20 protein-coding genes are annotated in these 26,985 nt (G+C 67.9%); 11 read left to right on the top strand and 9 right to left on the bottom strand.

The annotated features are described in order from the left end of the window. Positions 1 to 111 precede the first annotated feature (111 nt). Both CFB50_RS03610 and hmpA read left to right on the top strand, forming a co-directional pair. Positions 112 to 663, top strand: a complete 552-nt coding sequence (locus CFB50_RS03610; RefSeq protein WP_039361370.1) for a cob(I)yrinic acid a,c-diamide adenosyltransferase — start codon at positions 112 to 114, stop codon at positions 661 to 663. 92 nt (positions 664 to 755) lie between these two features. Next, positions 756 to 1,964, top strand: a complete 1,209-nt coding sequence (gene hmpA, locus CFB50_RS03615; RefSeq protein ID WP_069247184.1) for an NO-inducible flavohemoprotein — start codon at positions 756 to 758, stop codon at positions 1,962 to 1,964. Positions 1,965 to 2,036: 72 nt separating this feature from the next. On the opposite strand, the gene CFB50_RS03620 is transcribed toward hmpA, so the two are convergent. From CFB50_RS03620 to CFB50_RS03645, 5 genes are all read right to left on the bottom strand, one after another. Then, positions 2,037 to 2,306: a type II toxin-antitoxin system Phd/YefM family antitoxin gene (locus CFB50_RS03620; protein ID WP_089444964.1), complete on the bottom strand. Its 270-nt coding sequence runs from the start codon at positions 2,304 to 2,306 to the stop codon at positions 2,037 to 2,039. Positions 2,307 to 2,428: 122 nt separating this feature from the next. Continuing rightward, positions 2,429 to 3,502 carry a 3-deoxy-7-phosphoheptulonate synthase AroG gene (aroG, locus tag CFB50_RS03625; protein WP_069247185.1) on the bottom strand — a complete coding sequence of 358 codons (1,074 nt, stop codon included), beginning with the start codon at positions 3,500 to 3,502 and terminating at the stop codon, positions 2,429 to 2,431. 401 nt (positions 3,503 to 3,903) lie between these two features. Continuing rightward, positions 3,904 to 5,370 carry a metalloprotease TldD gene (tldD, locus tag CFB50_RS03635; protein WP_039361365.1) on the bottom strand — a complete coding sequence of 489 codons (1,467 nt, stop codon included), beginning with the start codon at positions 5,368 to 5,370 and terminating at the stop codon, positions 3,904 to 3,906. An 85-nt stretch (positions 5,371 to 5,455) separates the two neighbouring features. Next, a complete protein-coding gene (locus CFB50_RS03640) occupies positions 5,456 to 6,283 on the bottom strand; it encodes a carbon-nitrogen hydrolase family protein (RefSeq protein WP_069247186.1) in 828 nt (275 codons plus the stop codon). A gap of 63 nt (positions 6,284 to 6,346) precedes the next feature. After that, on the bottom strand, positions 6,347 to 10,546 hold the full coding sequence (locus CFB50_RS03645) for a YhdP family protein (protein ID WP_069247187.1): 4,200 nt from the start codon (positions 10,544 to 10,546) through the stop codon (positions 6,347 to 6,349). A gap of 227 nt (positions 10,547 to 10,773) precedes the next feature. On the opposite strand from CFB50_RS03645, the gene glnE reads away from it, so the two are divergent. Then, complete coding sequence (gene glnE, locus CFB50_RS03650) at positions 10,774 to 13,575, top strand: bifunctional [glutamate--ammonia ligase]-adenylyl-L-tyrosine phosphorylase/[glutamate--ammonia-ligase] adenylyltransferase (RefSeq protein WP_069247188.1); 2,802 nt, start codon at positions 10,774 to 10,776, stop codon at positions 13,573 to 13,575. Positions 13,576 to 13,694: 119 nt separating this feature from the next. Here glnE and recN read toward each other — a convergent pair whose 3' ends face one another. Together recN and CFB50_RS03660 are read right to left on the bottom strand one after the other, a co-directional pair. Next, a complete protein-coding gene (gene recN, locus CFB50_RS03655; RefSeq protein ID WP_069247189.1) occupies positions 13,695 to 15,344 on the bottom strand; it encodes a DNA repair protein RecN in 1,650 nt (549 codons plus the stop codon). Between the two features lie 19 nt (positions 15,345 to 15,363). Then, complete coding sequence (locus CFB50_RS03660) at positions 15,364 to 16,266, bottom strand: NAD kinase (RefSeq protein ID WP_069247190.1); 903 nt, start codon at positions 16,264 to 16,266, stop codon at positions 15,364 to 15,366. Positions 16,267 to 16,397: 131 nt separating this feature from the next. Here CFB50_RS03660 and hrcA point away from each other — a divergent pair, with 131 nt between their 5' ends. The 3 genes from hrcA (at position 16,398) to CFB50_RS03675 (ending at position 19,124) form a co-directional block, all read left to right on the top strand. Beyond that, positions 16,398 to 17,420 carry a heat-inducible transcriptional repressor HrcA gene (gene hrcA, locus CFB50_RS03665; RefSeq protein WP_031399637.1) on the top strand — a complete coding sequence of 341 codons (1,023 nt, stop codon included), beginning with the start codon at positions 16,398 to 16,400 and terminating at the stop codon, positions 17,418 to 17,420. 147 nt (positions 17,421 to 17,567) lie between these two features. Continuing rightward, positions 17,568 to 18,632: a ferrochelatase gene (hemH, locus tag CFB50_RS03670; RefSeq protein WP_089444965.1), complete on the top strand. Its 1,065-nt coding sequence runs from the start codon at positions 17,568 to 17,570 to the stop codon at positions 18,630 to 18,632. Between the two features lie 84 nt (positions 18,633 to 18,716). Then, positions 18,717 to 19,124, top strand: coding sequence for an RNA-binding S4 domain-containing protein (locus CFB50_RS03675; RefSeq protein ID WP_069247192.1), 408 nt, complete (start codon positions 18,717 to 18,719; stop codon positions 19,122 to 19,124). Here the strand turns inward: CFB50_RS03675 and CFB50_RS39405 are convergent. Continuing rightward, positions 19,096 to 19,257 (bottom strand): hypothetical protein, encoded by a 162-nt coding sequence (locus tag CFB50_RS39405; RefSeq protein ID WP_006476841.1) that lies wholly within the window; start codon positions 19,255 to 19,257, stop codon positions 19,096 to 19,098. The two genes, CFB50_RS03675 and CFB50_RS39405, sit on opposite strands and share 29 nt — an antisense overlap. A gap of 355 nt (positions 19,258 to 19,612) precedes the next feature. On the opposite strand from CFB50_RS39405, the gene grpE reads away from it, so the two are divergent. The 5 genes from grpE to CFB50_RS03710 all read left to right on the top strand — a co-directional run bounded on the left by grpE (position 19,613) and on the right by CFB50_RS03710 (position 26,026). After that, positions 19,613 to 20,158, top strand: a complete 546-nt coding sequence (gene grpE, locus CFB50_RS03685; RefSeq protein ID WP_069247193.1) for a nucleotide exchange factor GrpE — start codon at positions 19,613 to 19,615, stop codon at positions 20,156 to 20,158. Between the two features lie 10 nt (positions 20,159 to 20,168). After that, on the top strand, positions 20,169 to 20,579 hold the full coding sequence (locus CFB50_RS03690) for a thioredoxin family protein (protein ID WP_069247194.1): 411 nt from the start codon (positions 20,169 to 20,171) through the stop codon (positions 20,577 to 20,579). A gap of 147 nt (positions 20,580 to 20,726) precedes the next feature. Beyond that, entirely contained in the window at positions 20,727 to 22,679 is a 1,953-nt protein-coding gene (dnaK, locus tag CFB50_RS03695) for a molecular chaperone DnaK (protein WP_069247195.1), read from the top strand. Between the two features lie 268 nt (positions 22,680 to 22,947). Further along, the gene (gene dnaJ / locus CFB50_RS03705; protein WP_069247196.1) at positions 22,948 to 24,084 is read left to right on the top strand and encodes a molecular chaperone DnaJ; all 1,137 of its coding nucleotides are present in this window, start codon (positions 22,948 to 22,950) and stop codon (positions 24,082 to 24,084) included. A 13-nt stretch (positions 24,085 to 24,097) separates the two neighbouring features. Then, positions 24,098 to 26,026 carry a chorismate-binding protein gene (locus tag CFB50_RS03710; RefSeq protein ID WP_089444966.1) on the top strand — a complete coding sequence of 643 codons (1,929 nt, stop codon included), beginning with the start codon at positions 24,098 to 24,100 and terminating at the stop codon, positions 26,024 to 26,026. Between the two features lie 121 nt (positions 26,027 to 26,147). Here CFB50_RS03710 and panB read toward each other — a convergent pair whose 3' ends face one another. Next, positions 26,148 to 26,963, bottom strand: coding sequence for a 3-methyl-2-oxobutanoate hydroxymethyltransferase (gene panB / locus CFB50_RS03715; RefSeq protein WP_069247198.1), 816 nt, complete (start codon positions 26,961 to 26,963; stop codon positions 26,148 to 26,150). Positions 26,964 to 26,985 lie beyond the last annotated feature (22 nt).

Raw genomic sequence — 26,985 nt, forward strand, 5'->3', positions numbered from 1 at the left:
TTTCAGCCCATTCTACGCTGTAACGCCTGCTGCGCCCGCCTCCGCGGGCTGCGATAATCGCGTTCGAACGCAACCGGGCCGCCTCGCGGCCGCGCACGAGAGGACATTCGCATGGGCAACCGCTTGAGCAAGATCGCCACGCGCACGGGCGACGATGGCACCACCGGGCTCGGCGACGGCCGGCGCATCGGCAAGGACGACACGCGGATCGCTGCGATCGGCGACGTCGACGAACTGAACTCGAACCTCGGCGTGCTGCTCGCCGAAACGCTGCCGGACGAGATCCGCACGGCGCTCGTGACGATCCAGCACGACCTGTTCGATCTTGGCGGCGAACTGTGCATTCCCGGCCATACCGTGCTCGACGACACGCATCTCGCGCGTCTCGACCGCTGGCTCGCCGACTACAACGCGACGCTGCCGCCGCTGAAGGAATTCATCCTGCCGGCCGGCTCGCGCGCGGCGTCGCTCGCGCACGTATGCCGAACCGTATGCCGGCGCGCGGAGCGTTCGATCGTCGCGCTCGGGCGGACCGAGACGCTCAACGATGCGCCGCGGCGCTACGTGAACCGGCTGTCGGACCTGCTGTTCGTGCTGGCGCGCGTGCTGAACCGCACCGACGGCGGCTCGGACGTGCTGTGGGAGCGCGGCCGCGTCCGCTGACGGGTTGCCCCTTTGACGCGCTGCGACAATTTGCCCGAGGAGCGCCGATTTTTAAAGAGGTATTGTGTGCGCATGTTTAACGGAGAACGAACATGACCCACATCACCGCTGACCAGATGGCTCGCGTGAAGGCCACTGCCCCTGTCCTCGCCGAGCACGGCGCGACGATCACGAAGCACTTCTACCAGCGCATGTTCGCGCGCCATCCGGAACTGAAGAACCTGTTCAACCAGACGCACCAGAAGACGGGCAGCCAGCCGGAAACGCTCGCGAAGGCCGTCTACGCATATGCGGCGAACATCGACAACCTCGGCGCGCTGGGCGGCGCCGTGACCAAGATCGCGCACAAGCACGCGAGCCTGAACATCCGCCCCGAGCATTACCCGATCGTCGGCGAGAACCTGCTCGCGTCGATCGTCGAAGTGCTGGGCGACGCGGTCGATGCCGAAACCCTCGAGGCGTGGCGGGTCGCGTACGGCCAGCTCGCGCAGATCCTGATCGGCGTCGAGGCCGACCTGTACGCGGGCGCCGCGTGGAGCGGGTTCCGCCCGTTCAAGGTCGAGCGCAAGGTGCGCGAAAGCGACGAGATCACGTCGTTCTACCTGACGCCGGCCGACGGCGGCGCGGCGCCGACGTTCGAGCCCGGCCAGTACATCACGGTGAAGCGCTTCGTCGGCGACCTCGGCGTCGACCAGCCGCGCCAGTACAGCCTGTCCGACGCGCCGCACGGCAAGTGGCTGCGCATCTCGGTGAAGCGTGAAGCCGGCAAGCCGGAAGTCATTCCGGCCGGCAAGGTGTCGTCGCTGATGCACGACGGCGTGGAAGAGGGCGCGATCGTCGAAGTGACCGCGCCGATGGGCGAATTCTCGCTGAAGCGTGGCGTCGAGACGCCGGTGGTGCTGATCTCCGGCGGCGTCGGCATCACGCCGATGATGTCGATGGCGTCGACGCTGATCGCCGAGGGCAGCCGGCGCGAAGTGCGGTTCGTCCACGCCTGCCGCTCGGGCGCGGTGCACGCGTTCCGCGACTGGCTGAACGATACGGTGCGCGACCATGCGAACGTCAGGCGCACGGTGTTGTACGAACTGGTCGGCCCGAACGATCGCGCGGGCATCGACCACGACCTGGAAGGGCGCCTCACGCCGGAACGCGTGCGGCAATACGCACTGGTACCGGACGCCGACTACTACATCTGCGGCCCGATCGGGTTCATGAAGGCGCAGCGTGACGCGCTCGTCGCGCTGGGCGTCGCGCCGGAACGCGTGAATACCGAGATCTTCGGCTCGGGCGCGCTCGAGTGATGCACGGGCGGAGGAACTCCGGCCAATGAAGAAGCCCGGCGCGAGCCGGGCATTTTGTTGCGCGCAGCGCCTCTACGGTGCGAGTCGCGGCCCCGAGCTAGCCTCAAAGTCGGCGGCGATAGATCCATCGCTGGCGTTGAATGCCTCGACTGTCGTCGAGATGCTCAGTCCGGCAAGCAACTGACGGGCTGCGCCGATTCGCCTTGGCGCTGCATAGGGAACGATCCGGGCGACTGGTCGGCCATTGCGAGTGATCACGACCTCTGATTCGCGCCCAAATTCAAGAGATTCGACAAGGCTTGAGAGTTGCGATTTTGCATCGTGCATGTTGACGGTCGGCATGTCCACTTCCTGATTAGCTAGATAACGCTGGCTAATGGGTCAACGCAAAATGAATACTCGCACGCTGGCCGCACGGCCAACCCGCCACAGGCGGGGTCATGCGGCCAGCCTGTTTGCGTCCGTCAGTTGCCGCTGCCGCGTGCGACGCGGCGCGCCTTCACCGATTCCGCGAGGCCTTCGAGCACCTTCACGCTGTCGTCCCATGCGATGCACGCGTCGGTGATGCTCTGGCCGTAGGTCAGATCGCAGCCTTCCTTCAGGTCCTGGCGCCCCTCGACGAGATGCGACTCGATCATCACGCCGACGATGCGCTCGTCGCCGGCCGCGATCTGGCGGCCGATGTCCGCGCATACCGGGATCTGGTTCTCGTGCTTCTTCGAGCTGTTCGCGTGGCTCGCGTCGATCATCAGGCGCGCGGCGAGGCCGGCCTTGCCGATGTCCGCGCACGCGGCGTTCACGCTGTCCGCGTCGTAGTTCGGCGCCTTGCCGCCGCGCAGGATCACGTGGCAGTCCTCGTTGCCGGCCGTCGACACGATCGCCGAATGGCCGCCCTTCGTCACCGACAGGAAATGGTGCGGCTGCGAGGCGGCCTTGATCGCGTCGACCGCGATCTTCACGTTGCCGTCGGTGCCGTTCTTGAAGCCGACCGGGCACGACAGCCCCGACGCGAGCTCGCGGTGCACCTGCGATTCCGTCGTGCGCGCGCCGATCGCACCCCACGAGATCAGGTCGGCGATGTACTGCGGGCTGATCATGTCGAGGTATTCGGTCGCGGCCGGCAGCCCCATTTCGTTGATCTGCAGCAGCAGCTCGCGCGCGGTGCGCAGCCCTTCGTTGATCTTGAAGCTGTTGTCGAGGTGCGGATCGTTGATGAGGCCCTTCCAGCCGACCGTCGTGCGCGGCTTCTCGAAGTACACGCGCATCACGATTTCCAGTTCGCCCTTGAAGCGCTCGCGCTCCTTCACCAGCCGGCCCGCGTATTCGATCGCCGCCTTCGTGTCATGGATCGAGCACGGCCCGACGACGACGATCAGCCGGTCGTCCATCCCGTGCAGGATGCGGTGCATCGCCTGGCGCGAGTTGTAGATCAGCTCGGACGCGGCTTCGGAGCACGCGAATTCGCGGATCAGGTGGGCGGGCGGCGTCAGTTCCTTGAGTTCGCGAATGCGGACGTCGTCGGTGTTGTGCGGGGGCATGCTGTTTCTCCTTGGTTCCGGGCGCGGTTCGGTCAGTGCGAGTGCGCGTGCGGCAGATTCATCAATTCAAGCGATTCAGTGGTTTCGGTCGGGGCCGCGGGACCGCTGCGGCGGCGACCGGGGGCGAAGGGCGAAAAAAAACCGCCGGGTTCGCCGGCGGTTTTTTCGGGAATTTCGGTTGCGCTTTACGCGCCATCAACCCTCTCGATCCGCCAGCGGTCTGAGATACCAAAAAAAGTAAAAGTAAAACTTGGCGGACATGACGGAGATTCGGTTCGTCAAAAAAGTTGATTCGGAATTTATACCCCGTCGCCGGGCGGCTGGCAACCGGGAAACGTCGAAAATGCGGACATTCCGCGCGTTTTCTTCAGAATGCGCGGAATGTCTGCGCCGCGATGCGGTTATGCCGTACCGCCGACCGTCATTCTGTCGATCCGCAGGGTCGGCTGGCCGACGCCGACCGGCACGCTCTGGCCTTCCTTGCCGCACACGCCGACACCCGAGTCGAGCGACATGTCGTTGCCGATCATGCTCACGTCCTTCAGCGATTCCGGGCCGCTGCCGATCAGCGTCGCGCCCTTCACCGGGTAGGTGATCTTGCCGTTCTCGATCATGTACGCCTCGGACGCCGAGAACACGAACTTGCCGTTCGTGATGTCGACCTGGCCGCCGCCGAAGTTCACCGCGTACAGGCCGTTCTTCACCGACGCGATGATTTCCTGCGGATCCTTGTCGCCGTTCAGCATGTACGTGTTGGTCATGCGCGGCATCGGCAGCGCCGCGTACGATTCGCGGCGCGCGTTGCCGGTCACCGGCATCTTCATCAGGCGGGCGTTCAGCGTGTCCTGGATGTAGCCCTTCAGGATGCCGTCCTCGATCAGCGTCGTGCACTGCGTCGGGTTGCCTTCGTCGTCGATGTTCAGCGAGCCGCGGCGGTTCGGCAGCGTGCCGTCATCGACGACGGTCACGCCCTTCGCGGCGACCCGCTCGCCGATCCGGCCCGCGAATGCCGACGAACCCTTGCGGTTGAAGTCGCCTTCGAGACCGTGGCCGATCGCCTCGTGCAGCAGCACGCCCGGCCAGCCCGGCCCGAGCACGACCGTCATCGCGCCGGCCGGCGCGGGGCGGGCGTCGAGGTTCACGAGCGCCGCATGCACGGCGTCGTCGACGTAGCGCGACAGCACGTCGTCGGTGAAATAGCCGTAGTCGAAGCGGCCGCCGCCGCCGCCGGAGCCGATCTCGCGGCGGCCGTTCTGCTCGGCGATCACCGTGACCGACACGCGCACGAGCGGGCGGATGTCGGCTGCGAGCGCGCCGTCGCTGCGGGCAACCAGCACGACGTCGTATTCGCCGGCGAGGCCTGCCATCACCTGCGTGATGCGCGGGTCGCGGCCGCGCGCCATCTGCTCGATGCGCTCGAGCAGCTTGACCTTGGCCGTCGCGTCGAGCGACGCGAGCGGATCGGACGGCAGGTACAGGTCGCGGCCCGAGATGCCCTTCAGCGACGATGCCGCCTTGATCTTCTGGCGGCCGCCGCCGGCCGCTGCGATTGCCTTGGTGGCCGCCGCGGCTTGCGCGATCGCTTCCGGCGACAGGTCGTCGGAATATGCGAACGCGGTGCGGTCGCCCGCGACCGCGCGCACGCCGACGCCCTGGTCGATGCTGAAGCTGCCCGATTTGACGATGCCTTCCTCGAGGCTCCACGCTTCGCTGCGGGTCGCCTGGAAGTACAGGTCCGCATAGTCGACGCGATGCGTGAAGATGTCGGCGATCGTGCGCGTGAGCAGGCTTTCGTCGAGGCCGTACGGCGTAAGCAGGATGTCCTTCGCCAGCGCGAGGTTGCGGATGCCGGGTTCGATGATGTTCATGCGGATATCGGGGTTTCTCAAAAAGTTGTCGGGTGCTTCTGGGCAGATGGGTTGGCCGCGCGGCGTTTCAAGCGGTGCGGCCGATTCAGGTCAGCACGCGGTGCCGCCACGCGGGCAGGCTCTGGCGCACGTCGGCGATGCGCTGCGGATCGATCGCGCCGAGCACGACGCTGGCACCGACGTCACGGACCGCGACGATCTCGCCCCACGGGTCGATCAGCATGCTGTGGCCCCAGGTGCGCCGGCCGTTCTCGTGCTTGCCGCCTTGCGCGGCCGCGAGCACGTAGCACTGGTTTTCGACGGCCCGCGCGCGCAGCAGCGTTTCCCAGTGCGCGCGGCCCGTCGTATACGTAAACGCCGACGGGACGACGATCAGCGCGCAGTCGCCCATCCTGCGATACAGCTCCGGAAAGCGGAGATCGTAACAGACCGACAGGCCGACCCGCCCGAACGGCGCGTCGAACGCGACGACCGTATCGCCCGCGCGGATCGTGCGCGCCTCGTCGAACGACTCGTCGCCTTTCTCGAAGTTGAACAGGTGGATCTTGTCGTAGCGCGCGGCTTCGTTGCCTGACGGATCGAACACGAGCGTCGTGTTGAGCACGCGATCGGGCTCCGGCGCCTTCAGCGGCAGCGTGCCGCCGATCACCCAGATGCCGTGGCGACGCGCGGCGTCCGCGAGGAAGCGCTGGACCGGGCCGTCCTGGTACGGTTCGGCGAGCGCGAGCTTGTCGGTGTCGCGGTGGCCCATGAAGCAGAAATACTCGGGCAGCAGCACGAGCTGCGCGCCTTCGCCGGCGGCTTCCGCGATCAGGCGGCGGGCTTCGGCGAGATTGCGCGCGACGTCCGGCGTGCTCACCATCTGCAGCGCGGCGACCTGGAAGGGCGTGGCGGAACGGGTGTGGTCGGTCATCGCAGGATCGGTTGCGTCATAAATGGGGTGCGGCCCGGCACCGTGCGCGATTCGACGCGCGGCTCAATGATTCGCCGCATCGGCCGGACCGTGATTCATCTTACCCTGATCGCCCCGCACCCGCTCGATGTGCGGGTGCGCCCACGAGCCGGTGATCGCGTAGTCGAGCGCGAACGCGCGCGACAGCGTCTCCGACAGCGCATAGTTCGCGGCCAGCACGCCGACGCCGAGCAGCGGGTTGATGATGGCCGCCCCGATCGCGGCGGCGCCCGCGCTGATCTTCGGTGCGACGTGCGCATGCAGGTCCTGCGTCTCGGCGCCGAGATCGACCGCGCCGCGCACGGAGACGTTCGCGGGCCCCGTCATCATCGAGAAGTCGTCGGTGCGGGCGATCCCGTTCGAGATCTGGCCGGTGCCGGTAATCTTGTCGAACGGCAGCCCCTTGCCGATCACGTCGCGGAAATTCAGCGTCAGGAAGCGCGCGAGGCTCTGCAGGCTCAGCACGCCGAGCAGCTTTGCCGCGCCCGGGTCGACCTTCAGGATCTGGCCGTGTTCGAGATCGATCGCGATCTGGCCGCCGAGTGACGGGAAGTCGAGCGCGGTCGGGCCGCCGCGCCAGCCGACCTTGCCGGTCACCGAGCCATGGCCGTTCGCCAGCGTGCGCGGCAGGCCGACGCGGTCGAGCAGCGCGCCCGCGTTGCCGATGTCGAGCTTGAAGTCGAACACGGTGCGGCGCGGTGCGTCGCTCTCGTCGGTGCCGCGGGCGAGCGCGCGGCGCGACGTGCGCCAGTTGCCGGTCGCCGTCAGCTTCGCGTCCGGGTTCGACAGCTCCAGTTTGTCGAGCTGCCAGACCGGCGTGCCGGCTTCATCGATATTGCGCGCGTTGACGACGAGGCGGCCGATGTCGTGGTTGCGCGCGACGACCTGGTCGACGATCAGGTCGATCGACGGTATCGGGCGGTCGGTCGGCGTCGGCAGGTTCATCGCGCGGCCGACGAGATCGTGCTGCGCGCTGTCGGGCACCACGAGCTTCGCGAGCCGCGCGTTCAGCACGCCGGCGCCGTTGTGGCCGCCGCCCGGCGCCCACGACAGGTAGCCCGACACCTGGTTCGACGCGATGTTCGCCTGCCACAGCTCGTCGATGTGCGAGGCGCCGACGATCACGTTTTCCCAGTTGCGCTTGAGCAGCTTCAGCGTGCCGAAATGGAGCGCGAAGCGCTTCGGCGCGAAGCTCGCGAAATCGACGCGCGGCGCGGCCTGCGGCTCCGGCGCGCGCGGCGTGTCGGACTTCAGCGTATGGGCAAGCGCGAGCCACGCATCGGCGTCCAGTTCGTTGACGTCGACGGCCGCGCTCACGCCGTCCTGCGGCATGTCGGGCATCCGGTGGATGCCCATCGCGCCGCGCACCGCGCGCAGCGGCTGGCCGCGCGTCGCGTCGAGCAGGTAGGTCGCGGACACGGGGCCGAGCGTCAGGTCGGCGTGCTCGAGGCGCTTGCCGTCCGCTTGCGGCGCCGGCTGCAGCGTGAAGTTGAACGGCATCGGCGTGCCGGCCGCCTTCGCGAACGGCGCGGGGAAATTCAGCGCGACGCCGGTCAGGTCGGAATGCGCGCTGATGTCGGGCAGGCGGCCCGGCGCGCCGCGTACGGCGACCTTGTACGGCGCGTCGCCGACCACGTGCTCGAGCAGCGCGGCGGCCGGGCCGTGCAGGTTCAGGCCGCGCGCGGCGTCGAGTGCGAGCCGGCCGTCGACGTCCACCGTGTAGGGCCCGTGCGACTGGAAGTTGCCGTTCGCGCGCACCGGGCCGCCGAGGAAGCGCCCCGAGAGTTCGTGCAGCGATGCGCCGGCCTCGGTGAACCGGACACTGCCGCGCAGTGCGGACAGCGGCGGCACGCCGCTGGTCGTCAGCGTGTTGCCGCCGAATGCGAGCGCGCCTTCGACGTGCGTGTGCGGATGCGCGACGTGCTGCGGAATCGTGATCTTGAGCCCGAGCGACGCGGGCCCCTGCGCGTCGATCCGCTGGCCGATGTGCCCGCTCATCGTGCCGAGCGAGCTGTTGTCCGCGTAGTCGATCAGGTCGGCGAGCGGGCCCTGCGCATGGCCGTCGATGATCAGCGGCGAGTGGCTCGGATTGCCGAGATCGTCGATGCGGCCCGCGACCTTCGTCAGTGCGACGCGCTTGTAGTGTGCGCGGTGGATGTCGAAGCGCAGCTTGTTCTGCGCGAGTTCGAATACGCCGTCGATCCCGTCGAGCGCCGGCCAGATGCTCGGCGTGCCGTTCGCGAGCTTGCGCGGCGGGTACGGCGTCGGTTCGAAGCGGCCGCCGGTGAACGGCGCGACGATGTGGAACACGCCGGCGTCCGGCTCGTGTTCGAACGGGAATTTCTCGAGCGGGCCACGGGCGACGATCGATGCGCCCTTGGCCACCTGGCCGTCCTGCAGTGCGTGGCCGAGATAGTCGCGCAGGTGCTCGGACATCCCGGTCGGGAGGTAGCGTGGAATGCGCGCCACCGACGCCCGGGCGAAATCGGCGCGCAGGTCGAGCGAGCCGCGGCCGTGGCCGGGGTTCGTGTACGAGCCCGACACCGCGATTTCGGCATCGGGGTTCGACACGAACAGGTCGGGCAGCGACACGTCGACGCGCGCGTGCTTGTCGCCGGGCGCGGGCGTGATCGTCCATTTGGCATTGCCGCGCAGCCGGTCGAACGTCAGGCGCGGCTCGTCGAATTCGCCGGGCACCGTGACGGCTGCATTGACCGTGTCGAAATGCGCGGAGCCGCCTGTCTCGTTCGCGTCGACGCGGCCCCACAGGTTCTCGACACCCGGCCAGCCGGCGCGCGGGTGGCCGCGCGGCGAGAGCCCGGGCGGCGGCTCCTGCGCGGCGAAGCTGATGCCTTGCAGGTCGCCGAGGAAGCGGTAGCGCACGATCGGCGCCGCGCCCATGCGCCGCTCCTCGTCGGCGAGGTCCGCGTGTGCGGGTTTCGCGCGCTCGACCTCGATGTGATAGTTCGACACCATCCCGCGCGGGTCGAGCTTGATCAGCTCGTTGCGCAGGCGTGCCGGCAGCGGCAGCCCGCGGATGAATTCGCTGAGGATGCCGAGATCGACGCGGTCGCCGACCACGCTCAGCAACTGCCCCTGGTTCACGGTCGGCACGCGGTAGCGGGCCGTCAGCGTCGACAGCGCGAGCGAGCGGGCGAGCGGCGTGCCGTCCGGCAGCGGCGGCTGGCCGAGCTCCGCGTTGAAGCGCGTCAGGTGCAGCGTGTAGTCGTGGCCGGCGTCGAGCTGCATGTCCCAGCCGAAGCCGACCGTCGGCACGTCGAGCCGCGGCTGCGTCGGGCGCACGCGCAGCGCGACGTCCGCGCCCTGCAGGTCGCCGCCCGCCGAATGCAGGTGGCCGTCGCCGAAGGTGGCCCAGATCGCGTTGTCGATCCGGCCCGCGTGGATCGTGAGCGGCATGTCGAGGTAGCGCGCGAGCGTCTGCAGGTCGACCGGGCCCGTCGACAGGTACGCGTCGCCCGTCCAGTTCGCCGGCTTGCCGACCGGCGCGAGCGGCTTGTGCCTGAAGCGCGCACGGAAGTCGAGCGGGCCGAGCAGCAGCGTGCCGTTCGCGGGCGCCTGCAGCGCGGCCTTGTGCACGCGGCCGGCATTGAGCACCGCGATCCGGATGCCCGACAGCACGAGCTCCGGCGCGTCATGCTGCGCGTCGCGCCAGCGCAGCGTGCCGCCGCGCAGCACGATCGCCTCCTGTTTCAGCAGCCACGTGCCGAACGTGTCGTTGCCGCCGTGGGTGGTCGCCACGCCGACGCCCGCGATGCTCAGCGAGCCGTCGGCGGCACGCGCGACGACCAGGTCGGGCTGGTCGACGATCAGGCTCGACAGTGCGGGCGACAGCCGCAGCAGCGACATCCACGACAGCGCGGCCGTCGCATGCGGCACCGACAGCGCGACCTTGCCGTCACGGCCGCGGATCGTCAGGTTCGTAAGTTCGACGCCCGGCTGCATGCCGGACCAGTTCGGGGAAAGCTTGCCGATCGAAAGCTGCGCGTGGAGCTTGTCGGACACCGCGCGTTCGATGCGCGGGCGGAATTCGTCGATGCGGGGCAGCAGGACGTAGCGCAGCCCGAGGAACGTGCCCGCAGCGACGAAGTAGGTGCCGATCCCGACTGCCAGCGTCACTTTGAACACGCGACGCAAGACCGGGTGATCGTGCTTCGGAGGTCCCGCTTCGGGCGCAGCTACGGCGGATTCCTGACGGTCGGGCATGCGGCGGACGGGCGGCGATATGGTAGTTTTGCAGACTGACGTAGAAATGTATCACACGGGTTCGTGCCGGCGGCCGTTGCGGCAGCGTGGCACGGGCTTTCCGGCGCGCGGTTTCGCGACGGGCGCATCCGCCCCGCGACGCCGCGCCGAGTCCATGGAGCCGGTCGGGAGCGGGGCGCGCGTGCGCTTCCCGCGCCGGCCGGCCGTTCCGCCAGGCCCGCTTCTCGATGACCGACGCTTCCGCCCTGATCAGCACGTCCTATTCCCGTTACCTGGCCCGCGCGGCCGCCGCGCGACCCGCGCTGGTCGACCAGGTCGCTGCGTGGGTTGCCGCACCGCTCGGTCGCGCGCAGCTCGACGCGCGCCTCACCGAACTGCTCGCGACGCCGGCCGGCACGGCCGCGCCGACCGAGGAGCAACTGAAGCGCGCACTGCGGCAACTGCGCGCCGAGGTGTTCGGCGCGGTGGCGGAGCGTGACCTGCGCGGGGTGGCGGACGTCGCCGAGGTGACGGGCGCGATGACCGATCTCGCGGAAGTGGCCGTGCAGCGCTCGCTCGCGCTACTGTCGGCCGAGCTCGAGGCGCTGTACGGCGAGCCGCGCGGCGCCGACGGCCAGCGCGTCGTGCTCGGCGTGGTCGGGATGGGCAAGCTCGGCGGCCGCGAGTTGAACGTGTCGTCGGACATCGACCTGATCTTCGTCTACGAGGACGACGGCGAGACGACCGGCGGCGCGCGTTCGCCGCTGTCCACGCAGGAATACTTCACGCGGCTCGGCCGGCGGCTGATCGGCGTGTTGTCGGAGGTCACCGCCGACGGCTACGTGTTTCGCGTCGACATGCGGCTGCGTCCGAACGGCGATTCGGGGCCGCTCGTCTGCAGCCTCGGCATGCTGGAGGAATATTTCTACGTGCAGGGCCGCGAGTGGGAGCGCTATGCTTGGATCAAGGGGCGGCTCGTGTCGGAAGGCGACAGCGACGCGGCGCAACGGCTGGAGTCGCAGCTCGAGTCGATCGTCAAGCCGTTCGTGTACCGCCGCTACCTCGACTTCGGCGTGATCGGCGCGATCCGCTCGCTGCACCAGCAGATCCGGCAGGAAGCCGCGCGCCGCGCGTCGATGCGGCCCGACAAGGCCGACGACATCAAGCTCGGGCGCGGCGGGATCCGCGAGATCGAATTCAGTGCGCAGGTGTTCCAGCTGATCCGCGGCGGCCAGGATGCGGAATTCCGCGTGCGGCCGACGCTCGCGGTGCTGCGCCATGCGCAGGCGCGCGGGCTGATCGGCGAGGACGTGCGTGCGCGCCTGACCGATGCCTACAACTTCCTGCGCACGCTCGAGCACCGGCTGCAGTACCGCAACGACGCACAGACGCACGCGATGCCGGTCGAGCCGGACGAACGCGCGGCGCTGGCCGCGTCGCTGGGCTTTGCCGACTATGCGGCGCTGATGACGGTGCTGGACGGCCACCGCACGTTCGTCGAAGCGCAGTTCGACCAGATTTTTGCCGACAAGGCGAGCGGCGCGCCCTGCGCGGCCGGCGACGACACGGCCGCCGCGTGGATCTGGAGCGGCGCGCTGGCCGACGACGGCGAGGACGACGCGCTGGTCGCGCGTCTCGACGGCCTCGGCTTTACGGATCCGGCCACCGTGCTCGCCCGGCTGCGCGCGATCTGGCAGTCGTCGCGCTACACGGGCCTGCCGGAAAAGAGCCGGCAGCGCTTCGACAGCGTCGCGCAGCGGGCGCTCGACGCCGCGCCGAACATCGACGCGGCGCGCCGTGACGACACGATCGTGCGCCTGTTCGACCTGCTCGAGACGGTCAGCCGGCGCGGTGTCTATCTCGCGCTGCTGACCGAATATCCGGCCGCGCTCGATCGCGTGCTGTCGGTGCTCGGCGCGACGCGCTGGGGCGGCGGCTACCTGATCCGCCACCCGCAACTGCTCGACGAACTGCTCGACGACGAGGCGATCGCGAGCCCGTTCGACTGGCCCGCGTTCAAGGACGCACTGCGCGCGCGACTCGCCGCGGCCGACGGCCCCGAGCAACAGATGGACCTGCTGCGGCACGCCCAGCACGCGGAGGTGTTCCGGATCCTGCTGATCGATCTGGCCGGGCAACTGTCGGTCGAGCACGTGAGCGACCGGCTGTCCGAGCTGGCCGACGCGGTGCTCGACGTGACGATCGAAGTGGTCTGGTCGCAGCTCGCGAAGCGCCATCGCGACGTGCCGAAGTTCGCGGTGATCGCGTACGGCAAGCTGGGCGGCAAGGAGCTCGGCTACGCATCGGATCTCGACCTGATCTTCCTGTACGACGACGCCGACGAGCGCTCGGCGGACGTCTACACAACGTTTACGCGGCGCCTGATCACGTGGCTTACCACGGCGACCGGGGCGGGCGCGCTGTTCGACATCGACCTGCGGCTGCGGCCGAACGGCGAGGCCGGGCTGCTCGTCACCGATCTCGACGCGTTCCGCCGCTACCAGCTGCGCGAGGGCGACGCCGCGAATACCGCGTGGGTCTGGGAGCACCAGGCGCTGACGCGGGCCCGCTACAGTGCGGGCGACGCGCAGATCGGCGCGGACTTCGAGGCGATCCGCCAGCAGGTGCTGACGACGCCGCGCGACGGCGGCGTGCTCGCGAAGGAAATCGTCGACATGCGCGGCAAGGTGTTCGCCGGCCACCCGAACCAGACCGAGCTGTTCGACCTGAAGCACGATCGCGGCGGGATGGTCGACATCGAGTTCATCGTCCAGTACTGGGTGCTGCTGCACGCGTCGAGCGACGCCGAGCTGATCCGCAACACGGGCAACATCGCGCTGCTGCGCGAGGTCGCACGCTTCGGGCTGATGGGCGAGGACGAGGCCGAGCGCGTCGGGGCGGCGTACCGGAAGTACCGGAAGCTGCAGCACAAGCTGCGGCTCGACGGGATGGAGAAGGCGCGGGTCGATCCGGCCGTGGTGGCTGACGAGCGGGCGGCCGTGACGGCGCTGTGGGAGCGCGTGTTCGGGGCGGTTGAAACGGACAGTTGAAACGGCCGTTCGATGCGGGGGCAGGGCGGACACGATCGTGCTGCCCGCCGTGCCAAAAAGAAGACCGGCGCGTGCGCCGGTCTTTTTGCATTCGACGAACGGATAACGGGGGGCCGGCGTCAGGCGGCCAGCATTTCCTTCGCGTGCTTGCGCGTCGTGGCCGTGATCTCGAGCCCGCCGAGCATCCGCGCGACTTCCTCGATCCGGTTGGCGCGGTCGAGTGCGACGACGGTCGACACCGTACCGCCACGGTCGTCGGCGCCTTTTGCGACCTGGTAGTGGTGATCGCCGCGCGCGGCGACCTGCGGCAGGTGCGTCACGCACAGCACCTGGCGATCGCGCCCGAGCTGGTGCAGCAGGCGGCCGACCACTTCGGCGACCCCGCCGCCGATCCCCGTATCGACTTCGTCGAAGATCAGCGTCGGCGTCGGGCTTGCCGCGCTGGCGATCACCGCGAGCGCGAGGCTGATCCGCGCGAGCTCGCCGCCCGACGCAACCTTCGCGAGCGGCCGCAGCGGCACGCCGGGGTGCCCGGCGACCCGGAATTCGACCTGTTCGAGCCCGTGCGGACCGCCGTCGGCGAGCGGCACGAGCGCGACTTCGAAGCTCCCGCCCGCCATCGACAGTTCCTGCATGCCGGCCGTGACGGCCGTGCCGAGCGCCTTGGCGGCCTGCGCGCGTGCCTTGGACAGGTGCTTGGCGTCGGCGAGATAGGCTTCCCGCGCCTTGGCCTGCACCGCCTCGAGCGCGCCGAGATCGGCCGCCGCATCGAGCGCGGCGAGCTGCGCGCGGCGTGCCGCGTGTTCTTCGTGCAGCGTGTCGGGCGGCAAGCGGAACTTGCGGGCGGTCGAGTGCAGCGCATCGAGGCGCGTTTCGACCTGCGCGAGCCGTTCGGGATCGAGATCGACGCGCTGCGCATAGTGCGACAGCGAATAGACGGCTTCTTGCAGCTGGATCTCGGCCGGTTCGAGCGACGCGAGCGCGTCGCCGAGCGAGGTGTCGTAGTCGGCGAGGCTGCGCAGCTTCGACACGATCGCGCCGAGCTGCGCGAGCATCGCGTCGTCGGACTCGGACAGCGCGTTGAGCGCACCGCGCACGCCTTCGATCAGGTTTGCCGAATGCGACAGGCGCTTGTGCTCGTTGCTGACTTCGTCCCATTCGCCGGCTTGTGGCGCGAGCTTGTCGAGTTCGGCGAGCTGCCAGGCGAGCTTTTCCCGTTCGAGCTGCAGCTCGCGCTCATGCGCTTTTGCAGCCTCGATCGCCTGCGTCGCGTCGCGCCACACGCGCCATGCGCGTGCGACGTTCGCGGCATCGGCGACGAGACCCGCGTGCGTATCGAACAGCTCGCGCTGCGCATCCGGCCGCATCAGCAGCTGGTGCGCATGCTGGCCGTGGATGTCGACGAGCATTTCGCCGAGCTCGCGCAGCTGCGCGAGCGTCGCGCTGGTGCCGTTGATGAACGCGCGCGACCGGCCGTTCGCATCGATCACGCGGCGCAGCATCACGGTGTCCTCGGTGTCGAACGCATGTTCGTCGAGCCAGCGCGCGACGCGGTCGTGCGGCGTGAATTCGGCGGTGATGTCGGCGCGGCTGCAGCCGGTGCGCACGACGCTGGCGTCGGCACGTTCGCCGAGCGCGAGGGCAAGGGCATCGATCAGGATCGATTTCCCGGCGCCGGTTTCACCGGAAAAGACGGAAAAGCCGCTGTCGAATTCGAGATCGAGCGCGGCGACGATGACGAAGTCGCGGATCGAGAGGTGGCGGAGCATGGTGTCGGGCGGAGTGGCGTCAGGACGCCTTGTCGTCTTCGTTCGAGGCGTGTTCGTTCCAGTGCAGCTTCTTGCGCAGCGTCGCGTAGTAGCTGTAGCCGATCGGGTGCAGGAACGGCACCGTATGCTTCGAGCGGCGCACCTCGATCGTGTCGTTCAGTTCGAGCGCGGTGAACGACTGCATGTCGAAGTTCACGTTGACGTCGCGGCCGCCGACGATCTGGATCGCGATTTTCGAATCGTCGGGCAGCACGATCGGCCGGTTCGACAGCGCATGCGGCGCGATCGGCACGAGCACGATGCCCGCCAGCTGCGGATGGAGGATCGGGCCGGCCGACGACAGCGCATAAGCGGTCGAACCGGTCGGCGTGGCGACGATCAGGCCGTCCGAACGCTGGTTGTACATGTACCGGCCGTCGACCGAAGCGCGCAGCTCGACCATCCCGGAGAAGCCGCTGCGGTTCACGACGACGTCGTTGAAGGCGATCGCGTGGTAGATCGGTTCGCCGTCGCGCATGATCCGCGCTTCGAGCAGCGCGCGCTCCTCGCGCTCGAACTTGCCCGACAGGATCACCGGGACGAGCGCCTGCATGTCGGCCGCCGCGATATCGGTGATGAAGCCGAGCCGCCCGTGGTTGATCCCGATCAGCGGTGTCTTGTACGGCGCGAGCTGACGGCCGATGCCGAGCATCGTCCCGTCGCCGCCCAGCACGACCGCCACATCGGCACGCGCCCCGATTTCGGCCGGGGTCAGCGCCGGGTAGCCGGTGATGCCGATCTCGCGCGCGGTCTCGGCTTCGAAGACGACCTCGAAGCCCCGCTTGGCGATGCAGGCGGCCAGCGTGGCGAGCGGCTCGGCGATGTTCGGCGTGTTGCTCCGACCGACGAGCGCGACAGTGTTGAACAGATTACCGGTTTTCATGCCGGCATTACACCATAGCTCGTTGACGAAAAGAACCGGCTGTGCGCAGTCGGGGCCGGATCGGGCCGGCCCGCGCAACGGTAGCCGACGCCACTCGCCGCGGTCGCGCGGTTGCGCTAAAATTTTCCACCATGCTAGATCCTCGCGCACGAACCCTCCTGAAAACCCTGATCGAACGGTATATCGCCGACGGTCAGCCAGTCGGATCGCGCACGTTGTCCCGTTACTCCGGGCTCGAGCTGAGCCCGGCAACGATCCGCAACGTGATGTCCGACCTGGAGGAGCTCGGCCTCGTGTCGAGCCCGCACACGTCGGCCGGCCGCGTGCCGACGCCGCGCGGCTACCGGCTGTTCGTCGACACGATGCTGACGGTCGAGGCGCCGATCGACGCCGAAGCCGTGGCGCGGCAGGTGCAGAACACGCTGCAGGCGGGCGAGCCGCAGCAGCGGGTCGTGGCGGCCGCCGCGAGCGTGCTGTCGAACCTGTCGCAGTTCGCGGGCGTGGTGCTGACGCCGCGCCGCAGCCACGTGTTCAAGCAGATCGAGTTCATGCGCCTGTCGGACAAGCGCATCCTGCTGATCATCGTCACGCCCGAGGGCGACGTGCAGAACCGGATGCTCGCGACGCCGCGCGATTACTCGCCGTCGCAACTGACCGAGGCGTCCAACTACATCAACGCGCATTTCGCCGGACTGTCGTTCGACGAGGTGCGCCGCCGCCTGCGCGACGAGATCGACCAGTTGCGCGGCGACATGACCGCGCTGATGCACGCCGCCGTGACGGCCAGCACCGAGGTGCCCGACACCGAGGACACCGTGCTGATTTCCGGCGAGCGCAACCTGCTCGAAGTGGCGGATCTCTCGTCCGACATGGCGCGGCTGCGCAAGCTGTTCGACGTATTCGACCAAAAGACGGGCCTCCTGCAACTGCTCGACGTGTCGAGCCACGCCCAGGGCGTGCAGATCTTCATTGGCGGCGAATCGACGCTCGTGCCGATCGAGGAAATGAGCGTCGTTACCGCGCCTTACGAGGTGAACGGGCAGATCGTCGGCACGCTCGGCGTGATCGGCCCGACCCGCATGGCGTACAACCGCGTGATACCGATCGTCGACATCACCGCGCGCCTGCTGTCGCTCACGCTGAGCCAGCAGTAGCCTGCCGTCGCCAGCCCGATCCTGCCCCGTCATCGTGCCGCGGCACCGCGTGTGCCGGCAGTCGGCCGAACGGCCAGCCGACCGGCGCGGAGCGGCCCGCTATAATTGAGAGCCGTCCGGTCCCGTGCCCCGAGCACGTAATTGCCCATGCGTTTCGATCTTGAGCCGCCTTCGAGCACCGCGGCTGCCCATCGCATCGGTGTGCTGCTGATCAATCTCGGCACGCCCGACGCCCCGACACCGCGTGCGGTGCGGCGCTACCTGGCCGAATTCCTGTCGGATCCGCGGGTCGTCGAGATTCCGCAGGCCGTCTGGCAGGTGCTGCTGCGCACGCTGATCCTGCCGCTGCGCGGCCGCGCGTCCGCGAAGAAATACGCGGCGGTCTGGATGCCCGAGGGCTCGCCGCTGCGCGTGTACACGGAGCGCCAGACCGACAGCGTGCGGCGTCTGCTCACGTCGAACGGCTATCACGTGATGGTCGACTACGCGATGCGCTACGGCAGCCCGAACATTTCGCACGCGCTCGCGCAGTTCAAGCGTGCGGGCGTCGAGCGCGTGCTGCTGATGCCAATGTATCCGCAATACTCGGCGTCGACCACGGCCACGGCCTTCGACGCCGCATTCGACGCGCTCGCGCGCATGCGCAACCAGCCCGAGGTGCGCACGGTGCGGCACTACGCCGACCATCCGGCCTATATCCATGCGCTGGCCGAGCAGGTGCGCCAGTATTGGGCGCAGCACGGCCGGCCCGACTTCGCGGCCGGAGACAAGCTCGTGCTGAGCTTCCACGGCGTGCCGAAGCGCACGCTCGACCTCGGCGACCCCTATCACGACCAGTGCCAGCAGACGGGTGCGCTGCTGATGGCCGCGCTCGGGCTGTCGACGACCGAATGCCGTGTCACGTTCCAGTCGCGTTTCGGCAAGGCCGAATGGCTGCAGCCGTATACCGCGCCGACGCTGCGCGAGTTCGGCGAGGCCGGCGTGCGGCGGGCCGACGTGTTCTGTCCCGGTTTCACGGCCGACTGCCTGGAGACGATCGAGGAGATCGGCATGGAAGTGCGTGACGAATTCCTCGCCGGCGGCGGCAAGGCGTTCCACCGCATTCCGTGCCTGAATGGCGCGTCCGCGTGGATCGGTGCGCTCGGCGAGATCGTCGCCGAGAATCTGCAGGGCTGGCCGGTCAGGGCCGCGCAGCCCGAAACGGTGGGTTGAGATGAAACGACCCCCACGCTCACTTCGTTCACTGCCCCCCGAGGGGGCGGTCAGCCTCCTTGGGGCGGCCCGGCGGAGGCTGCGATGAACTACAAGATTTCGACCGAACTGGGCGCGAAGCTGCGCATCGACAAATGGCTGTGGGCGGCCCGGTTCTTCAAGACGCGCTCGCTCGCGACCGATGCGGTCGACAAGGGGCACGTGAAGATTGGCGGCGCGGCGGTCAAGCCGGCGAAGGACGTGCGCGTGGGCGACGAGGTCGAGATTGCGATCGACGGCATCGTCTGGCACATTGCCGTGCTCGGCGTGTGCGACGTGCGCGGGCCGGCGAGCGTCGCGCAGACGCTTTATGCGGAAACGGAAGCGGGGCGGGCCGCACGGCTCGCCGAACTGGAGCGGCGCCGCACGTATCGTGAGCCGGCAGCCGAATTGCACGGCCGGCCGACGAAGCGCGACCGGCGCATCATCGACAGATTTTCTGGTGGGAGCTGAACATCTGGTCGAAGGTCGCTCGCGCGCTTCCGTATTCGGTCGTGCGGTCGGTGACGGCTCCCGACAGGCAGATGGTGGTGGTGCCGGCAATGAGTACCAGCGCGACCACCGAGATCGCAAACGTCAGTTTCATGGTACTCCCCTCGAGAAGAAGGGTGAAAACGGCGCCAGGTGGATGTCAGGCGGCGGTCAGCTAGGGGTAAACACGCTTTTCCGACGCTTGAGTGGAGTGTAGTGCAGCGGGCCTGTGCCAAGCTAGTACTTGCCAGGTAAGCGTTGTTACCGCCCGTTTCGCCCGATCTGGCGGACTATGCGGCCGATGCCCCGGCGTGACGCGCGGTTGTTTCGCGGTATTGGAGAATGCCGGCGGATAACCCTCTTGAAATCGCAGTTTTCACCCTTATTTGCACCAGCAATGTGCGGTGCCACCGGATATACGGTCCGGCGGTTGCCGATTTGGCTTCAACCTCTAATCGACTTTCAGCGACATGGAAAACACGCAAGAGAACCCGGCATCCCAATCGGCCGAAGATATCGGCAGCGAGAAGCAGGCGGCGCAAGGCGCTGCTCCCGCCGCCGAAGCAGCCGACGCGGCGCTCGCGGAGGCTCAAGCCAAGGTCGCCGAGCTGCAGGAGAGCTTCCTGCGGGCGAAGGCCGAGACCGAGAACGTCCGCCGCCGCGCGCAGGACGACGTCTCGAAGGCACACAAGTTCGCGATCGAGAGCTTTGCGGAGCACCTGCTGCCCGTGCTGGACAGCCTGGAAGCGGCCGTCAACGATACATCCGGCGACATCACGAAGGTGCGCGAAGGCGTCGAGCTGACGCTGCGCCAGCTGACGAGCGCGCTCGAGAAGGGCCGCGTCGTCGCGCTGAACCCGGTCGGCGAGAAGTTCGATCCGCACCAGCACCAGGCCATTTCGATGGTGCCGGCCGACCAGGAGCCGAATACCGTCGTCACCGTGCTGCAAAAGGGCTACACGATCGCCGACCGCGTGCTGCGTCCGGCGCTCGTCACCGTCGCGCAGCCGAAGTAAGGCCGTCGCGATGCTGCCAGCCGGCGTCGATCCGGCCGCGTTCGACACGTTCGACATGCAGGCGCTGGACGCCGGCACGTTCGACGCGGCGATCGACGGCGCGGGTGATGCGCTCGCGGTGGTGTTCTTCTGGGGCGTCGACTGCTTCAACTGCGAGATCGCGAAGAAGGCGATGCTCGCCCAGCCCGACGCGATCCGCGCGCTGGACCTGAAGTGGTTCCATTGCAACGTGTACGAACACCGCCAGCTGGGGCGCCGCTTCGGGCTGCACGGCGTGCCGACGTGGTTCTTCTTCCACCGCGGCAAGCGGCTCGGCCGCGCGACGGGCTGGCATGGCCTCGCGCAGTTCCAGGCAGCGGTGTCGGCGGCACGCGCGAAGATCGCTGCTGCAGGCGGCGATCCGCTAGCCGGCGGCGATTGAAAAAATTTAATATCCGCATCGCTCGTCGGGTCTTGAAAACGGATCGGACGGACGCATTTCGGGAACAGAGTTGAATTCTGGCGCGCGAAACCGCCCCAAAACGCGGGGTTTTGCGCAGCAAACAAGCATTTCTGGAGATTAGGAAAAATGGGAAAGATCATCGGTATTGACCTCGGCACCACGAACTCGTGCGTTGCCATCATGGAAGGCAACCAGGTCAAGGTCATCGAGAACTCGGAAGGCGCGCGCACCACGCCGTCGATCATCGCCTACATGGACGACAACGAAGTGCTCGTCGGTGCGCCGGCCAAGCGTCAGTCGGTGACCAACCCGAAGAACACGCTGTTCGCGGTGAAGCGCCTGATCGGCCGCCGCTTCGAAGAGAAGGAAGTCCAGAAGGACATCGGCCTGATGCCGTACACCATCATCAAGGCCGACAACGGCGATGCATGGGTCGAAGCGCACGGCGAAAAGCTCGCGCCGCCGCAGGTTTCGGCGGAAGTGCTGCGCAAGATGAAGAAGACGGCCGAAGACTACCTCGGCGAGCCGGTCACGGAAGCCGTGATCACGGTGCCGGCGTACTTCAACGACAGCCAGCGCCAGGCAACCAAGGACGCCGGCCGCATCGCGGGCCTCGAAGTCAAGCGGATCATCAACGAGCCGACCGCGGCTGCGCTCGCGTTCGGCCTCGACAAGGCCGAGAAGGGCGACCGCAAGATCGCCGTGTATGACCTCGGCGGCGGTACGTTCGACGTGTCGATCATCGAGATCGCGGACGTCGACGGTGAAATGCAGTTCGAAGTGCTGTCGACCAACGGCGATACGTTCCTCGGCGGCGAAGACTTCGACCAGCGCATCATCGATTACATCATCGGCGAGTTCAAGAAGGAGCAGGGCGTCGACCTGTCGAAGGACGTGCTCGCGCTGCAGCGCCTGAAGGAAGCCGCTGAAAAGGCGAAGATCGAGCTGTCGTCGAGCCAGCAGACCGAAATCAACCTGCCGTACATCACGGCGGACGCGTCGGGCCCGAAGCACTTGAACCTGAAGATCACCCGCGCGAAGCTGGAAGCGCTGGTGGAAGACCTCGTCGAGCGCACGATCGAACCGTGCCGCATCGCGATCAAGGACGCAGGCGTCAAGGTGTCGGACATCGACGACGTGATCCTGGTCGGCGGCCAGACGCGTATGCCGAAGGTGCTGGAGAAGGTGAAGGAGTTCTTCGGCAAGGATCCGCGCCGTGACGTGAACCCGGACGAAGCCGTCGCAGTCGGCGCGGCGATCCAGGGCCAGGTCCTGTCGGGCGACCGCAAGGACGTGCTGCTGCTCGACGTGACCCCGCTGTCGCTCGGCATCGAGACGCTCGGCGGCGTGATGACGAAGATGATCAGCAAGAACACGACGATCCCGACGAAGCACGCTCAGGTGTACTCGACGGCGGACGACAACCAGGGCGCCGTGACGATCAAGGTGTTCCAGGGTGAACGCGAAATGGCAGCCGGCAACAAGCTGCTCGGCGAGTTCAACCTCGAAGGCATCCCGCCGGCACCGCGCGGCGTGCCGCAGATCGAAGTGACCTTCGACATCGACGCGAACGGCATCCTGCACGTCGGCGCGAAGGACAAGGCGACCGGCAAGGAAAACAAGATCACGATCAAGGCGAACTCGGGTCTGTCCGAGGCTGAAATCGACCAGATGATCAAGGACGCGGAAGCAAACGCAGCGGAAGATCACAAGCTGCGCGAGCTGGCTGATTCGCGCAACCAGGGCGACGCGCTGGTCCACAGCACGAAGAAGGCGCTGACCGAGTACGGCGACAAGCTGGATGCGGGCGAGAAGGAAGCCATCGAAGCGTCGCTGAAGTCGCTCGAGGAAGCGCTGAAGGACGCGTCGGCCGACAAGGCTGCGATCGACGCGAAGGTCGAGGAGCTCGGCAAGGTGTCGCAGAAGCTCGGCGAAAAGATGTACGCCGACATGCAGGCTCAACAAGCAGGTGCGGCCGGCGCAGCGGGTGCAGCGGAAGGCGCGGCCCACGCGGGTGGCGCGCAGCAGGCTGCCGACGATGTCGTCGACGCCGAGTTCAAGGAAGTGAAGAAGGACTAAGCCGGGTTGCCCCGGTGCCGCACGCCGCGCGCGCAACCCGCGCGCGGCGCGGCTGACGGGTTGGCTGACAAGCGGTCTGTCTTTCCTTCCGGATGGCCGGATCGACTCCACGCCTGGCGGGCTTCGCGGCCCTCCGGGCACATTTGTTTTTTGGCGGGTGCTGCACGAGCCGTCCGCGGACGGGCGCAGCGCCAGACGAGTCGAGAGACTTTACTGCAGGCGAAAGGAGCCGTCGCGTGCGCGATGCGTGGCGGCACAGTGAATCGATATGGCGAAACGGGATTACTACGAGGTTCTGGGCGTCGCGAAGAATGCGAGCGACGACGAAATCAAGAAGGCGTATCGCAAGCTTGCGATGAAGTATCACCCTGACCGCAATCCGGACAGCAAGGATGCGGAAGAGCATTTCAAGGAGGCGAAGGAAGCCTACGAAATGCTGTCGGATGGCCAGAAGCGGGCAGCGTACGACCAGTACGGCCACGCGGGCGTCGATCCGAACATGGGCGGTGCGGGCGCACAGGGCTTCGGCGGCTTCGCGGACGCGTTCGGCGACATCTTCGGCGACATCTTCGGCCAGGCCGCGGGCGGCGCCGCGCGCGGCGGCCGCGGCGGCCCGCAGGTGTATCGCGGTGCCGACCTGCGCTACAGCATGGAAATCACGCTCGAGCAGGCCGCACACGGCTACGACACGCAGATCCGCGTGCCGAGCTGGGTATCGTGCGAGGTCTGCCACGGGTCGGGCGCGAAGCCCGGCACGAAGCCGGAAACCTGCCCGACCTGTCACGGCCAGGGCACGGTGCGCATGTCGCAGGGCTTCTTCAGCATCCAGCAGACCTGCCCGAAGTGCCATGGCACGGGCACCTACATCCCCGAGCCGTGCGTGCATTGCCACGGGTCGGGCAAGGTGAAGGAAACCAAGACGCTCGAAGTGAAGATCCCGGCCGGGATCGACGACGGGATGCGGATCCGCTCGGCCGGCAACGGCGAGCCGGGCATCAACGGCGGGCCGCCGGGTGACCTGTACGTCGAGATCCACATCAAGCCGCACTCGGTGTTCGAGCGCGACGGCGACGATCTCCACTGCCAGATGCCGATCCCGTTCACGACCGCCGCGCTCGGCGGCGAGATCGAGGTGCCGACGCTGGCCGGTCGTGCGTCGTTCCCGGTGCCGGAAGGCACGCAGTCGGGCAAGACGTTCCGCCTGCGCGGCAAGGGCATCAAGGGGCTGCGTTCGAGCATCGCGGGCGATCTGTACGTCCACGTGCAGGTCGAGACGCCGGTGAAGCTGACCGACAACCAGCGCGACCTGCTCAAGCAGTTCGAGAAATCGCTGGCCGAGGGCGGCGCGCGTCACAGCCCGCAGAGCAAGAGCTGGTTCGATCGTGTGAAGAGCTTCTTCGAGTAACTCGAGTAACAGCATGACTGAAGGCAACGAGAGCGCGTCGTTCGCGCTCTTGGACGATTGCGACTCGACCGCGCTCGCGCGGTCGAGTCGTTTGTATTCGGGGTTCGTGCGCGAACGCGTGTGCACGGATCCGGCTCGGCTCGACGAGGTCGACGCGGCCGTGGCGCAGGATCTGCGCGACGGGCTGCATGCGGTCGTCGTCGGCGATTACGAATTCGGACGCAACCTGCAACGAGCGCAGCCGGGCCATGCCCCGCTGCGCTTTTTGCTGTATGCGCGCTGCGAGCGCCTGTCGTGCGACGAAGTCGACGCGTGGCTCGCGCAGCAGGACGGCGGCGGCACGCCGTCGATCGCGGGCGTCGCGCATGTCGGGAAGAGTGTGTCGCGCGATGCGTTCGACGCGGCGATCGCCGCGGTGCGCAACGCGCTGCGCGCGGGCGATTCGTATCAGGTCAACTACACGTACCGGCTGAACTTCGACGTGTTCGGCACGCCGCTCGCGCTGTACCGGCGGCTGCGTGCGCGCCAGCCCGTGCGCTACGGCGCGTTGATCGCATTGCCTGACGGTACGTGGGTCGTGTCGTGCTCGCCCGAGCTGTTCGTCGAGAAGCACGGCGACGTGCTGCGCGCGCGGCCGATGAAGGGCACCGCGCCACGTTCGGCCGACCCGCGCGACGATGCGGCGGCGGCCACGTTCCTCGCGAACGACCCGAAGAACCGCGCGGAAAACGTGATGATCGTCGACCTGCTGCGCAACGACGTGTCGCGGATCGCGCGCACCGGCACGGTCCGCGTGCCGGCGCTGTTCTCCGTCGAGCCGTATGCGTCGGTGTGGCAGATGACGTCGACGGTCGAGGCCGGCTGGCGCGACGGGACGACGTTCGCGCAGATGCTGCGTGCGCTGTTTCCGTGCGGATCGATCACGGGCGCGCCGAAGCACAAGACGATGGAACTGATCGACGCGATCGAGTCGACGCCGCGCGGGCTCTATACGGGCGCGATCGGCTGGCTTGACGCTGCGACGCAAGGCGCCGATTCCGACGCGCCGGGCGATCGCCTGGCCGGTTGCGGCGATTTCTGCCTGTCGGTCGCGATCCGTACGCTGATGCTCGAGGCTGCCAGCGAAGGTGATGGCAGTGCCGGCGTGGCCGATGCCGAAGCACGCGATCCGGCGACGGTCATTGCCGGCCGGCGCCGCGGCACGATGGGCGTCGGCGCGGGCATCGTGCTCGACAGTGTCGCGGCCGACGAATATGCGGAGTGCGAATTGAAAGCACGATTCCTGACGGACGCCGATCCCGGCTTCCAGCTGTTCGAAACGACCGCCGCCACGCGTGCGGACGGCATCCGGCATCTCGATCGCCATCTCGCGCGGCTGCAGCGTAGCGCCGATGCGTTCGGCTTTCGCTTCGACACCGATGCGTTGCGTCGCGCGATCGACGCGCGGTGCGCGGCGCTCGACGGCGACGGCGCTTACCGGATGAAGCTCGCGCTCGCGAAGGGCGGCACGATCGAGATCACCGCGGCACCGCTCAAGCCGCTGCCGGCGGGGCCGGTCGGCGTGCTGCTGGCGTCCGCGCACGGCTTCGCACCGACCCGTGCAGGCGATGCGCTGCTGCTGCACAAGACCACGCGCCGCGCCGAATACGATCGCGCGTGGCAGGCGGCAGAGGCGCTTGGCGGCTTCGACATGCTGTTCGTCAACGAGCGCGGCGAGGTGACGGAAGGCGGGCGCTCGAACCTGTTCGTGAAGCTCGACGGCCAGTGGGTGACGCCGCCGCTCGAGTCTGGCGTGCTGCCGGGTGTGATGCGCGGCGTGCTGCTCGACGATCGTGCGTTCGGCGCGACGGAGCGGGTCGTGACCTGCGACGATCTCGCGCGTGCGGAGGCGCTGCTGCTGACCAACGCGCTGCGCGGCGCGCTCGACGCGGTACTGAAGTAACCGGCGGATAATCGACCGCTGCCGGCTGCGTGAGAAAGAAAAAACGCGGCGCCCCGCAAAGGGCGCCGCGTTTTTTTTCATCGAGGCGCCGGCGAACGCATCGCCGGCACCGCGCCGGACGTCAGAACGAATGCTCGGGGCCGGGGAACGAACCGTCCTTGACCGCGCGCACGTATGCTTCGACGGCCGCCTGGATGTTCGGCTCGCCCTGCATGAAATCCTTCACGAAGCGCGGCCGCTTGCCGGGAAACACACCGAGCATGTCGTGCAGCACCAGCACCTGGCCCGAGCAGTCGGCGCCTGCGCCGATGCCGATTGTCGGCACGCGCAGCATCTGCGTGACTTCGGATCCGATCAGCGTCGGCACGGCTTCGAGCAGGACGACCTGCGCCCCGGCCGCTTCGACCGCGCGCGCGTCGCGCAGCAGTTGCGCGGCGCCGGCTTCGGTCTTGCCTTGCACCTTGAAGCCGCCGAACGCATGCACCGACTGCGGCGTGAGGCCCACGTGCGCACACACGGGCACCGCGCGCTCGACGAGGAAGCGGATCGTCTCGGCGAGCCATTCGCCGCCTTCCAGCTTGACCATCTGCGCACCGGCGCGCATCAGCTTGACGCTGCTGGCGAATGCCTCGGCCGGCGTGCCGTACGTGCCGAACGGCAGGTCGGCCATGATCAGCGCGCGCGGCTGCGCGCGGGCGACGCAGGCGGTGTGATACGCGATGTCGTCGAGCGACACGGGCAGCGTGGTCGTGTGGCCTTGCAGCACGTTGCCGAGCGAATCGCCGATCAGCAGCACGTCGACGCCCGAACGGTCGAGCAGTGCGGAAAAGCTCGCGTCGTAGCAGGTGAGCATCGCGATCTTCTCGCCGGCGTCGCGCATTGCCTGCAGCTTGGGCACCGTGACGGCAGGCCGGCTCGATTCCTGGAGATAGGTCATGGGAAATCCGGTTCGAATGGGG

The sequence above is a fragment of the Burkholderia sp. AU33423 genome, from assembly GCF_002223135.1.
Lineage (GTDB): Bacteria > Pseudomonadota > Gammaproteobacteria > Burkholderiales > Burkholderiaceae > Burkholderia > Burkholderia lata_D.